We start from the raw sequence: 12,103 nt of genomic DNA on the forward strand, positions 1-12,103 counted from the left end.
GGCCGCGCGCAGGGCGGCGGCCACACGGAGGGGCTTGCCGGCTCGATCAGAGCAGTACGCGGCGCATGTCCGCCAGTACCTGCGACAGGTAGGTGGTGAAGCGTGCGGCCAGTGCACCGTCGATGACGCGGTGGTCGTAGCTCAGCGACAGCGGCAACATCAGCTTCGGCGCGAACTCCTTGCCATTCCAGACCGGCTGGATGGACGACTTGGACACACCGAGGATCGCCACTTCCGGCGCATTGACGATCGGCGTGAACGCGGTGCCACCGATGCCGCCCAGCGAGCTGATCGAGAAGCAGCCACCGCTCATGTCGGCCGGGCCCAGCTTGCCGTCACGTGCCTTCTTGGCCAGCTCGCCACTTTCCTGCGCGATCTGCACCACGCCCTTCTTGTCGACATCGCGCACCACCGGAACGACCAGCCCGTTCGGGGTGTCGGCGGCAAAGCCGATGTTGAAGTACTTCTTCAGGGTCAGGTTCTCGCCGCTGGCATCCAGCGAGGCGTTGAACTCGGGGAACTTCTTCAGCGCCGCAGCACTGGCCTTGACCAGGAAGGCGAGCATGGTCAGCTTGATGCCGGCCTTCTCGTTTTCCTTGTTCAGCGCCACGCGCAGGGCTTCCAGCTCGGTGATGTCGGCCTGTTCGAACTGGGTGACGTGCGGGATCATGGCCCAGTTGCGCGCCAGGTTCGCACCGGAAATCTTCTTGATGCGCGACAGCGGCTGGACTTCGACCTCGCCGAACTTGCTGAAGTCGACCTTCGGCCACGGCAGCAGGTTCAGGCCACCGCCGGCAGCAGCCGGTGCGGACGTGCCCGCAGCGCCGCCGGTGAGTGCGGCCTTGACGAACTTCTGCACGTCGCCCTTGGTGATGCGACCGCCCTTTTCGGTGCCGCTGATCTGCAACAGGTCCACGCCCAGTTCACGGGCGAACACGCGCACCGCCGGGGTGGCATAGGGCACCTTGGCCGGCAGCACGCTGTCGGCGTTGAACTGCACCGGCGGGCTGGTCGGCGCCCCAGCGGACGGGGCGCTGGCGATCTCGCGGGCAGCCAGCTTGTCCGGCTGTGCCGGCACGGCGACCGGCTCGACCTTGGTGGCGGTTTCGGCCGCTTCGTTGGCCGCGGCATTGGCCTTGGTCGGCGCCGGAGCGGCATTGGCCGCGCCTTCGGCTTCGATGATCGCCACGACCTTGCCCTGCGACAGGGTGTCACCGACCTTGACCTTGATCTCCTTGACCACGCCGGCGACCGACGAGGGTACTTCCATCGTCGCCTTGTCGCTTTCCAGCGTGACCAGGCCCTGGTCCTTCTTCACCGTGTCGCCCACGGCGACCAGGATCTCGATGACCGGGATATCCGAGTAATCGCCGATGTCCGGGACCAGCGCTTCCACCGCGCCACCACCGGCGGCGGCGGCCGGGGCGGCAGCGGCCGGGGCGCTCTGCTGGGCAGCCGGCGCCGGGGCAGCGGCAGCCTTGGCCGGCGCAGGTGCGGCAGCGGCGGCGGCCGGCTTGGCAGCCGGTGCGTCACCTTCAGCGACCTCGATCAGCGCCACGACCTTGCCTTCAGACAGGTTGTCGCCGACCTTCACCTTGATCTCCTTGACCACGCCGGCGACCGAGGACGGCACTTCCATCGTCGCCTTGTCGCTTTCCAGCGTGACCAGCCCCTGGTCCTTCTTGACCGTGTCGCCGACGGCGACCAGCACCTCGATTACCGGGATATCGCTGTAGTCACCGATATCGGGGACGAGGGCTTCCTTGATTTCGGCCATGGGGATAACTCCGGCAATCTGGTGTAGGGAATCCTCTATTGTGCGGCCAGCATGGCCCCCTCGCCAACCGTTGATGGCGTTTTCAGTCCGCACTGTCCCGGGACACGCTGTTGTAGCAGCGCGCTTGCGTTGCGAGGGCATGGCGCCAGCCGCTTCCAGTCGGTGGCGTATTGTCTCCTTCCAGGCCAGCCGTCGCCCGCGTGCGCGCCCTCAGGCCCGGCCACCCAGCGCCGCGGCCACCGGTTGCCAGGCCTGCTGCAGGACATCCAGCGAGGCGGCCGCGTTGGCGGGGCTGGTCGATGGCAGCGCCACCACTGGCACCTGCGGCGGGTCCTGCAGCGCCGGAATGATGAAGCGCTGGAACGCGCGGTGCGCTGCGGCGCCATTGCAGGCAACCAGCTGCAGGGCCGGCAGCGTGGCCAGCAACGCGCCGATCGGATTGGGCACTTCACTACCGCGCACGATCGCGGAGTCCAGGCTGCCCCGCCTCCGGCATTGGCCGATGACATCCCACAGCCCGACGCCCGCGGCATTGAGCGCGGCGAGCCGGGCGGCGTACGGCAACGACGCATCCACGCCGCACATCCGCGACATCAGCGGCCAGAAACGGTTGCGTGGATGCGCGTAGTAGCGGGCTTGGAGAAGGGACACCACACCCGGCATCGAACCCAGCACCAGCACCCGCGCGTGCGCACCGAGCTGCGCAGGCAACCCGATGCATATGTCGTTTTCAGTCACATCCTGACGATCTGCATGAACATCTTTCATTGACGCAACTCTACATCGCAGTAGGCATTTCCCGCGCTTTGCTGAACGCATCCAACTAATTTTTAACGCGCGTCGGATGCGATTCATGTTCGCGGGAATACGTTGGCTGCGCCCCGACTGGGGACCTACAACAAGAACCCCGAGGAGATTCCCCCATGCGCTCCATCCGTATCCTGAGCCTTTCCCTGCTGACCGCCGCCGCGTTTGCCCCGAACGCCTTCGCGCAGGACTATTCGACCACGGTCGAACGTCCGGCCGGCACCGATTACACCTCCACCAACGACACGGCGTCGGGCAAGCATTTCGCCGTTGTCGGTGGCGTTGCGCTGCTGCAGCCGAAGAACGATCCGGTTGAAGGCATCCGCAAGTTCGACGGCGGCCCGGCCCCGACCCTGAGCCTGAGCTACTACATCAACGACAACTGGGCCGTTGAACTGTGGGGCGCAGCCGACAAGTTCAACCACCGCGTGCGCGGCGTCGGCAACGAGCGCCTGGGCACCGTGGAACAGCAGCCGATCGCACTGAGCGGCCAGTACCACTTCGGCCAGGCGGACAACGTGTTCCGTCCGTTCGTCGGCGTCGGTTACTACGAGTCGAACTTCAGCAATGAAGCCCTGACCGCCCCGGGCGTCACCGAGCACATCGGCCTGGAAACCGCCAAGGGCGCCATCGGCACCGTCGGCGTCGACATGAACATCAACTCGACCTGGTTCGCCCGTGCCGACGCGCGCTACATGCACGCCCGTCCGGAAGTGAAGGTCGGCGGCGAAGGTACCGGCGCAGACGCCAAGCTGGATCCGTGGACTGTCGGTTTCGGTATCGGCGCGCGCTTCTAAGCACGTCGCAGGCAGCATCGTTTCACTGCAGCGGGCCCTTCGGGGCCCGTTGTCGTTCCACCGCGCGCGCACAACCGTGCGCATGCCCCATTTCCGCCAGACGCAGTGCGCTAGGCTCGGGCCCAGAGACGGCAGATGCCTGCCGAAGGGCGATCACTGATGCTCGACATGCTGGTGGTGGGCGGTGGGATCAACGGAACCGGGATCGCCCGCGACGCGGCCGGACGCGGGCTGGATGTCGCCCTGTGCGAACAGCACGACCTGGCTTCGCACACGTCCAGTGCGAGCTCCAAGCTCATCCATGGCGGGCTGCGTTACCTGGAACACCGCCAGTTCGGCATGGTCCGCAAGTCGTTGAAAGAACGCGAGGTCCTGCTGCGGATCGCGCCGCACCTGGTGCAGCCGCTGCCCTTCGTGCTGCCGCATGCGTCCCACCTTCGGCCCGCGTGGCTGATCGGCCTGGGATTGTGGCTCTACGACCACCTGGGTGGACGATCACCGCAGCTGCCTCGATCGCGTTCGCTGCGGCTGTCCAACCATCCGCTTGGCGCACCGCTGCACGACGGCCTGCGCCGTGGATTCACCTACACCGACGCGCAGGCGCCGGACGCCCGGCTGGTGGTGGTCAATGCCATCGATGCCGCCGAACGTGGCGCCCGCATATGGACGCACACACGCTGCGAGCAGGCCTGGCGGGAGGCGGATGGCTGGTCGGTCGACCTGCGTGACCCGGATGGCACGCAGCGAAGCGTGCGCACGCGGATGCTGGTCAATGCGACCGGCCCGTGGGCACCAGGGTTCGTCGACAACATCAGCCTGACCCGGCGCGTGCCGCTGCGCCTGGTACAGGGCAGCCACATCGTGGTGCCGGCACTGTACGCGCACGACCATGCCTACCTGCTGCAGCAGCCCGATGGCCGCATCGTGTTCGCCATTCCCTTCGAAGACCACTACACCCTCATCGGCACGACCGACGTGGATTTCGATGGCGATCCCGGCGCTGCGCAGGTGGACGATGCACAGCGTGACTACCTGTGCGCCGCGGCCAATCGCAGTTTCCGCCAGCAGACCCGCCCGCGCGACATCGTGTGGGAGTTCAGCGGGGTGCGCGCGCTGCTGGATGACGCGGACGCGGAGGCCAGCACGGTGAGCCGTGACTACCGGCTGGAACTGGATGCCGAGGGCGCGCCGCTGCTGAACGTACTCGGGGGCAAGCTGACCACGTATCGGCGCCTGGCCGAAGAGGCGGTTGACCTGCTGGTGCGCCATGGCGGCAATGCGGCGCCTGCATGGACAGCCACCGGCGCGCTGCTGCCCGGGGCCGAACGCGGCACGCCGGCGCAGGGCGCGGCCTGGCTGGCAACGCAATGGCCATGGCTGCCGCCGGCGCTCGCGGCGCGCTGGGCCCGCACCTATGGCGCGCGGGCCGCGTTGATCCTCGGCCAGGCCGATTCGATGGCCGCGCTCGGCACGCACTTCGGCGCCGATCTGCATGAAGCCGAAGTGCGCTACCTGTGTGCGCACGAATGGGTGCGCCAGGCAGATGACGTACTGTGGCGACGGACCCGGCTGGGCCTGGCGCTGGACGCCGCGCAGCAGCATCGGCTGGCGCGCTGGCTGGACACCCACGCAGCCACCGGCCGCCGTGCCGTGGGCTCTCCCTGATGGCACGATGAGGAACACCGCATGTCACGACGGCAGCTTGCAGGCGAACTGATTTCCGAGGCGGTCGCGGTGGCGATCATCATCAGCATCGGCTGCTCTGCAGCCGCCATGTACCTGTTGTACGACCCCAGTCCCTACCAGCATGCCTACTGGGGGTTGTGCATCACCTGGGGACTGGCGGTCACCGTTGCGATCTACGCCACGGCGTCGGTATCGGGCACCCACGCCAATCCGGCGGTGACCCTGGCGCTTGCGCTGCACCGCGGTTTCCCGTGGACACGCGTGCTGCCGTACTGGGCGGCGCAGGTGCTGGGCGGTTTCGTCGGCGCGGCGATCGTGCTGCTGCTGTATGGCCCGGTCATCGACCATTACAACGACCTGCACGGCATGACCCGCGCTGAAGGGGGAGCGGCCGGGGTGTTCTTCACTGCACCGGGATGGGTGGTCACGCCGCTGCATGCGCTGCGCAACGAGGTCATCCTGACCGCGTTCCTGGTGTTCGGCATCTTCGCCATCACCGAGCGCTACAACGAAGCCGCACCGGGGGCGAACAGCGGGGCGCTGATGGTCGGCCTGCTGGTGGCCTGCATCGGCGCGTCGATGGGCTATCTGGAGGGCTGGGCGATCAATCCCGCCCGCGATTTCGGTCCGCGCGTGTTCGCCTGGCTCGCGGGCTGGGACCGCGCCGCGTTGCCGGCCGAACACCACTACTGGTGGATCCCCATCGTTGGCCCGCTCATCGGTGGCGCACTCGGCGGCGCCGCCTACCGCTGGCTCATCCTGCCGTTCCTGCCGGCGCGCCAGCGTGCGCTGGCAGATTCCACGATCGTTGCGAGCGACCGCGGCGCACAATGAACTCCCTGCCGCGCGCGTCGCTGGCGCAGCGTCCCACGAACCGACCAGGACACCTTCATGGAACCTGATTTCATCCTTGCCATCGACCAGGGCACCACCAGTTCCCGTGCCATCCTGTTCGACCGTGATGGTCGTATCGCGGGCAGCGCGCAACGTGAGTTCGCCCAGCTGTTCCCGCAGCCCGGCTGGGTGGAACACGACCCGCGCGAGATCCTGACCAGTGTCTATACCACCCTGACCGAACTGCTCAACCAGCAGCAGGTCGATCCGCGCCGCATCGCCGGCATCGGCATCACCAACCAGCGCGAAACCACGGTCGTGTGGGAAAAAGCGACCGGCCAGCCGGTCCACAACGCCATCGTCTGGCAGTCGCGCCAGAGCCAGGCGATCTGCGAGCAGCTGAAGGCCGGTGGCCATGAGGCGCTGATCCGCGAACGCACCGGGCTGGTGGTGGATGCCTATTTCTCCGCCACCAAGATCCGCTGGATCCTGGACCACGTGGACGGCGCGCAGGCGCGGGCCGAACGCGGCGAGCTGCTGTTCGGCACCATCGACAGCTGGCTGATCTGGAACCTCACCGGCGGTGCGGTGCACGTGACCGACATGACCAACGCCGCGCGCACGCTGCTGTTCAACATCCACACACTGGCCTGGGACGACGAGCTGCTGGCGCTGCTGGACATTCCGCGCGCGATGCTGCCGGAGGTCCGCAGCAGCAGCGAGGTGTACGGCCATACGCGGCCGCAGTTCTTCTTCGATCGCCAGATCCCCATCGCCGGCATCGCCGGTGACCAGCAGGCAGCACTGTTCGGGCAGGCCTGCTTCGAACCGGGCATGGCCAAGAACACCTATGGCACCGGCTGCTTCATGCTGATGAACACCGGCCGCCAGGCGGTCACATCGAACAATGGCCTGCTGACCACCATCGCGTGGAATGTCGACGGCCAGGTGGAGTACGCGCTGGAAGGCTCGATCTTCGTGGCGGGTTCGGTGGTGCAGTGGCTGCGCGACGGGCTGCGCATGTTCGGCAAGTCCAGCGATTGCCAGGCCTATGCCGAGCGCGTGCCCGATACCGGCGGGGTCTACCTGGTGCCGGCCTTCGTCGGGCTGGGCGCGCCGTACTGGCGCAGCGACGCGCGCGGCGCGATGTTCGGGGTCACCCGCGGCACCACCAAGGAACACTTCATCCGCGCGGCGGTGGAATCCATGGCCTACCAGACCCGCGACGTGCTGGCCGCCATGCAGGCCGACGCAGGCATCGAACTGAAGGAACTGCGCGCCGACGGCGGGGCGATCGCCAATGACTTCATGGGGCAGTTCCAGAGCGACCTGCTGGGCGTGCCGGTGCTGCGCCCCCGGGTGGCCGAAACCACGGCGTTGGGCGCGGCCTATCTGGCGGGCCTGGCCACCGGCTTCTGGGAGAGTCGTGCGCAGATCGCGGCCCAATGGGGCGTGGACCGGCGCTTCGAGCCGACCATGTCCGCGGTCCAGCGCGAGGCGCTGTATGCGGGCTGGCAACGGGCCGTCAAAGCGGCCCTCGCCTGGTAACGCGGGGTTCTGTCAGCGCCGGGCCCTGCCCGGCGGACCGATGGATCAGAACGCCGGCAGCACCGCGCCCTTGTACTTCTGCGCGATGAATTCCTTCACCTGCGGGCTGGTCAACGCCTTGGCCAGCTTCTGCACGCGCGGGTCGTCCTTGTTGTCCGGACGCGCCACCAGGAAGTTCACGTAGGGCGAATCCTTGCTCTCGATCGCCAGCGCATCCTGGGTGGGATTGAGGCCGGCATCCAGCGCGTAGTTGGTGTTGATCAGCGCCAGGTCGACCTGGTCCAGCACGCGCGGCAGCATCGCCGAATCCAGCTCGCGGAACTTCAGGTTCTTCGGGTTGGCGATGATGTCACGCTGGGTGGCCAGGGCGTTCTTCGGGTCCTGCAGCTGGATGACCCCGGCGTTGTGCAGCAGGATCAGCGCGCGGCTGTTGTTGCTGGGATCGTTGGGGATCACCACGTCGGCGCCCTCGCGCAGTTCGTCCAGCGACTTGACCTTGCGCGAATACGCGCCGAAGGGCTCGATGTGCACGCCGGCCACGGTCACCAGCCCGGACTTGCGGTCCCGGTTGTACGCGTCCAGGTAGGGCTCGGTCTGGAAGTAGTTGACGTCGACCTGCTTCTGCACCAGCTGGTCGTTGGGCTGTACGTAGTCGTTGAACACGCGCACGTCCAGGTCGACGCCCTGCTCCTTCAACATCGGCTTGACCACCTCGAGGATCTCGGCGTGCGGCACCGCCGTGGCGGCCACGATCAGCTTCTGCGAGGGTTCGCCGGATTTGCCACAGGCGGCCAGGGCCACGGCAGCGAACAGGGACAACAACAGGGACTTCTTCATCATGGGAGGGTCTCGGGGGAGAGGGTCATTCGTAATTGCTGAGGGCCAGGGCGAGCAGGCTCTTGGCCTGTTCGCGCAGCATCACCGGTTCGATGATCTCGGCATCGGAACCGTAATGCAGCACATCCATCAGCAATTCGCGGGAAACACTGTAGGGCACCTTCAGTTCATAGCGCCCATCGGCCAGGTAGCGGCCCTGCTGGTTGGCGTGCCAGTGCTCGTCAGCCACCCATCGGGCGGCCTTGGCGCTGAACAGGATCGTCGCCCAACCTTTCGGGGCGCCGGAGAAAATGCCATAGCTGGCACCCAGCTGGGCATCCAGCACGGTGTCATCGACATCGGTGGCCGGTGCGTCGACCACGCGCGCCTTGTTGATGCGGTCCACGGCAAAACTGCGCAGGGCATCGCGGTCGTGGTCCCAGGCATCCAGGTACCAGTTGTCGCGATAGTGGGTCAGGCGCTGGGGGGATACCGTGCGGCGGGTGGCCTCGTCGGTGGACCGCGCGCGATATTCGAACGCCAGCTGGCGCCGCTCCAGCACCGCCGACGCCACGCTGCGGAAGCTGCCCTCGTCGAACTTGCGCACCCGGTGCGGAATCACCCGGACCCGGTCCACCGGCCAGCTGGACACGCCGGCCTGGGCCGCCAGCAGGCCTTCGATGCGTTGCTGCAGCGGTGCCAGCACCGAGGACAGTACGCCGCCGCCGGTGCGCGCGAGCAGGTGCTGTGAGGCCAGCAGCGCGTGCAGTTCCTCCGAACTCAGCCACAGCCCGGGCAGCTCGAAGCGGTCGCTTTCATCGGCCATGTAGCGGAAGCCCGCCTCGCCATCGCCTTCGATCGGCGCCATCAGCGCATCCCGCAGGAACGCCAGGTCGCGGTAGACCGTGGCACGGGAACAGCCAAGCTTGTCCTGCAGCGTCGCCACCGTGACCGGATAGCGGGCAGACTTGAGCAGACGATGCAGGGCAGTGATGCGTTCGTATCGGTCCATGACCCCGATTATGTCCGACTCGCGGCCATTGTGGCGGCCATGATCGGCTATCGTGTCGATCCCCCACGCCACGGCCTGCCCCGCATGCGCCTGCTTCCCTGCTTCCCCCTGGTCCTGGCTGCCGCGCTGCTGGTGGGGTGCGAACAACCCACCCCACCGCCGGCCAGCGTGCCATTGGCCGATGCCGCGCCCCCGGCGGCACCGCCGGCAGTGGATCCGGCGTCGGCCGTGCTGGAGGCCAGCCGACGTTTCGCCGGCCTGCGCAGCTTCCACGCCGAAATGACCCTGCATGGAGCACAGGCGGGCCAGGTGGTCCGCAGCGGGATGGACTTCGTGGCCCCGGACCGCTACCGGCTGGATACACCGGCCGGCGTGCAGACGATCATCGGCGACACCTTCTTCCTGCAGGCGGAGGGCCGCATGCAGCAGGTGCCGCTGCCAACTGGCACGCTGGAGCAGTGGCGCAGCCCGCTGCCGTCTGAAGCGGCGCTGCGCGAGCTGGCCGTTGAAGACCGTGGACCGGCCGATATCGATGGCGTGGCCACGCGTCTGTACCGGGTCGACGGCCCGGCCGGCAGCGGCGAGACACTGCAGTACTGGATCGGCGGCGACGGCCTTCCGCGGCAGATCCAGCGCGATGGATTCAACAAACAGCAGCCCTACCGGATCACCCTGCGCTATTCCCGCTTGAATGACCCGACGCTGCAGGTTCCGCCACCGGGAGACGCAGCTCCCTCTGTCCTGAATGGGGATTTGTAGAAACGCCGACTGAAGCAGGGCGCCATCCGCGGTCGAGGCGGCGAGGGGTTAACGCTATCATCACGCACTGCGTTCGATCCCCGCCCCCCGGAGAATTCCTGATGTCCCTGCGTGTTTCCCTGCTGGTTCCGTTGTTGCTGGCCGCTCCCGCGGCATTCGCCCAGGACCCCGCCGAACTGGCGGCGATGACCTCTCCCTGGAGCGGCAGCGGCGGTGAACTGGGCTTCGCTTCGGCACGCGGCAACAGCACCACCGAGAGCGCCAACGGTCGCCTGCGCCTGCGTTACACCGATGACGACTGGGTACACAGCATGGACCTGTTCGGCCTGCGTTCGCGTTCGGAATCGATCCAGACCAACGACGACGGCACCGAAACCAAAGTCAGCAACACCACCGCCAACCGCTACACCGGCAGCGCCGGCAGCGCGTTGCAGCTGGGCGAGCACCGCCAGATCACCGCCACGGTCCGTTACGAGCGCGATGATTTCGCCACTTATGATCGCCAGAGCTCGTTCGGTCTCGGTTACGGCACCCGGCTGTGGGGCAATGACCGCTTCTCGCTGGACGCGCAGGTCGGCCCCGGTGTGCGCCGCACCCACAGCACCGAAGACGACCAGACCCGTACCGGCCTGATCGGTCGCGGCTTCTTCGACATCAAGTATTCGCTGACCCCCAACACCGACCTGGTCAACACGCTGCTGGTCGAATCCGGTTCGTACAACACCTTCGCGCAGAACGATTTCGGTGTGTCGGTCAGCATGAACGAACACCTCGCGCTGAAGGCCGCCTGGCAGGCGCGCCACAACAGCGACGTGGCCGAGGACAAGCAGAAGACCGACACGCTGACCACCATGAACGTGGTCTACAAGTTCAAATAAGGCGCCGTCGTGCCGACTCTGGTCGGCACCGTGATGCTCCTGTAGTGCCGACCTTGGTCGGCACCAGAATCTCCGGCAGTGCCGACTTCAGTCGGCAGCGTGATGCACGCCGGTCCAGCGTCACACCGCCAGCAGTTCGCCTGCCCCGCCCTCCAGCAGCAACTGCGCCACGCTCCTGCCCAGCGCCTCGGGATCGCCACCGGGGCCCACTGCCTCGGCGCGCACCGCGCTGCCATCGGCCACGCCGCCAACCAGTCCCTGCAGGTGCAGGTCCTCGCCCTGCCACTGCGCGATCGCCGCCACCGGCACGTGGCAGCTGCCATGCAGCGTGCGATTCATCGCCCGCTCCGCTTCCACGCAGCTGCGGGTACGCGCGTCGTCCAGCGCCGCGAACAGGCGCAGCAGCTCAGCGTTGCCGCCATCGCATTCCACCGCCACCGCGCCCTGTGCGGGCGCCGGCAGCCAGTGTGGCGGCTGCAGGCGCGCCACGATGCGGTGCCCCAGTCCCAATCGCTCCAGCCCGGCCACCGCCAGCACGATCGCGTCGTAGCCGCCGTTGTCCAGCTTGGCCAGGCGGGTATTGATGTTGCCGCGCAGGTCCAGCAGTTCCAGGTCCGGGCGCAGCGCGCGCAGCTGGGCCTGCCGACGCAGCGACGAGGTGCCCACGCGCGCGCCCAGCGGCAGCGCATCCAGCGAGGCATACAGGTTGGAGATGAAGCCGTCGGCCGGGTCATGCCGCGGCAGGATCGCCGGCAGCACGAACGGCGCGTCCAGTTCCATCGGCACGTCTTTCAGCGAATGCACCGCGCAGTCCGCTTCGCCGCGCAGCATCGCCAGTTCCAGCTCTTTCAGGAACAATCCTTTGCCGCCGATGGCGGCCAGCGAGCGATCCAGGACTTCGTCGCCGCGGGTGCTCATCGGGATCAGTTCGACATGCAGCCCGGGGTGGGCGAGGCGGAGTCGTTCGGCGACGTGTTCGCTTTGCCAGAGGGCGAGCGGGCTCTTGCGGGTGGCGATGCGCAGGGTATCCATGCGGTCATTATCGCGCATCGGGATGGGGGGCGGACGGGTGAGACCCCCTCGTGCCGGGCTTCCAGAGCTGCAGCTGGGGTGGGTCTGGCGGGGAGGCCATGCGGGGCCCGCGCAAGTACGTCCATGTAGCTCATAGCGGCTCCTGCCGCTCAAGGCC

The 12,103-nt window shown here is 67.4% G+C and carries 11 protein-coding genes; 6 read left to right on the forward strand and 5 right to left on the reverse strand.

Annotated elements, in window-relative coordinates; translation table 11 throughout:
• Positions 1 to 46: 46 nt before the first annotated feature.
• Positions 47 to 1,777, reverse strand: a complete 1,731-nt coding sequence (gene aceF, locus ABE522_RS13640) for a dihydrolipoyllysine-residue acetyltransferase (RefSeq protein WP_346592153.1) — start codon at positions 1,775 to 1,777, stop codon at positions 47 to 49.
• 210 nt (positions 1,778 to 1,987) lie between these two features.
• Positions 1,988 to 2,545, reverse strand: a complete 558-nt coding sequence (locus tag ABE522_RS13645; RefSeq protein WP_406846358.1) for a DNA-deoxyinosine glycosylase — start codon at positions 2,543 to 2,545, stop codon at positions 1,988 to 1,990.
• 155 nt (positions 2,546 to 2,700) lie between these two features.
• Between ABE522_RS13645 and ABE522_RS13650 the strand changes: the two genes are divergently transcribed.
• The 4 genes from ABE522_RS13650 (at position 2,701) to glpK (ending at position 7,449) form a co-directional block, all read left to right on the forward strand.
• Positions 2,701 to 3,381 (forward strand): OmpW/AlkL family protein, encoded by a 681-nt coding sequence (locus ABE522_RS13650; RefSeq protein WP_346592155.1) that lies wholly within the window; start codon positions 2,701 to 2,703, stop codon positions 3,379 to 3,381.
• A gap of 159 nt (positions 3,382 to 3,540) precedes the next feature.
• Positions 3,541 to 5,046 (forward strand): glycerol-3-phosphate dehydrogenase, encoded by a 1,506-nt coding sequence (gene glpD, locus ABE522_RS13655; RefSeq protein ID WP_346592156.1) that lies wholly within the window; start codon positions 3,541 to 3,543, stop codon positions 5,044 to 5,046.
• 21 nt (positions 5,047 to 5,067) lie between these two features.
• On the forward strand, positions 5,068 to 5,901 hold the full coding sequence (locus ABE522_RS13660) for an MIP/aquaporin family protein (RefSeq protein ID WP_346592157.1): 834 nt from the start codon (positions 5,068 to 5,070) through the stop codon (positions 5,899 to 5,901).
• A 57-nt stretch (positions 5,902 to 5,958) separates the two neighbouring features.
• On the forward strand, positions 5,959 to 7,449 hold the full coding sequence (gene glpK, locus ABE522_RS13665) for a glycerol kinase GlpK (RefSeq protein WP_346592158.1): 1,491 nt from the start codon (positions 5,959 to 5,961) through the stop codon (positions 7,447 to 7,449).
• 45 nt (positions 7,450 to 7,494) lie between these two features.
• Here glpK and ABE522_RS13670 read toward each other — a convergent pair whose 3' ends face one another.
• Both ABE522_RS13670 and ABE522_RS13675 read right to left on the reverse strand, forming a co-directional pair.
• Positions 7,495 to 8,286, reverse strand: a complete 792-nt coding sequence (locus ABE522_RS13670; RefSeq protein WP_101101471.1) for a MetQ/NlpA family ABC transporter substrate-binding protein — start codon at positions 8,284 to 8,286, stop codon at positions 7,495 to 7,497.
• 25 nt (positions 8,287 to 8,311) lie between these two features.
• Complete coding sequence (locus tag ABE522_RS13675; protein WP_042614559.1) at positions 8,312 to 9,277, reverse strand: helix-turn-helix transcriptional regulator; 966 nt, start codon at positions 9,275 to 9,277, stop codon at positions 8,312 to 8,314.
• Between the two features lie 39 nt (positions 9,278 to 9,316).
• Between ABE522_RS13675 and ABE522_RS13680 the strand changes: the two genes are divergently transcribed.
• On the forward strand, positions 9,317 to 10,036 hold the full coding sequence (locus ABE522_RS13680) for a hypothetical protein (protein ID WP_346592159.1): 720 nt from the start codon (positions 9,317 to 9,319) through the stop codon (positions 10,034 to 10,036).
• Between the two features lie 101 nt (positions 10,037 to 10,137).
• Positions 10,138 to 10,914 carry a DUF481 domain-containing protein gene (locus ABE522_RS13685; RefSeq protein ID WP_346592160.1) on the forward strand — a complete coding sequence of 259 codons (777 nt, stop codon included), beginning with the start codon at positions 10,138 to 10,140 and terminating at the stop codon, positions 10,912 to 10,914.
• Positions 10,915 to 11,034: 120 nt separating this feature from the next.
• Here ABE522_RS13685 and hemC read toward each other — a convergent pair whose 3' ends face one another.
• Positions 11,035 to 11,946, reverse strand: a complete 912-nt coding sequence (hemC, locus tag ABE522_RS13690) for a hydroxymethylbilane synthase (RefSeq protein ID WP_346592161.1) — start codon at positions 11,944 to 11,946, stop codon at positions 11,035 to 11,037.
• Between the last annotated feature and the right edge of the window lie 157 nt (positions 11,947 to 12,103).

Source organism: Stenotrophomonas lacuserhaii, from assembly GCF_039674585.1.
Taxonomy (GTDB): domain Bacteria; phylum Pseudomonadota; class Gammaproteobacteria; order Xanthomonadales; family Xanthomonadaceae; genus Stenotrophomonas; species Stenotrophomonas pennii_A.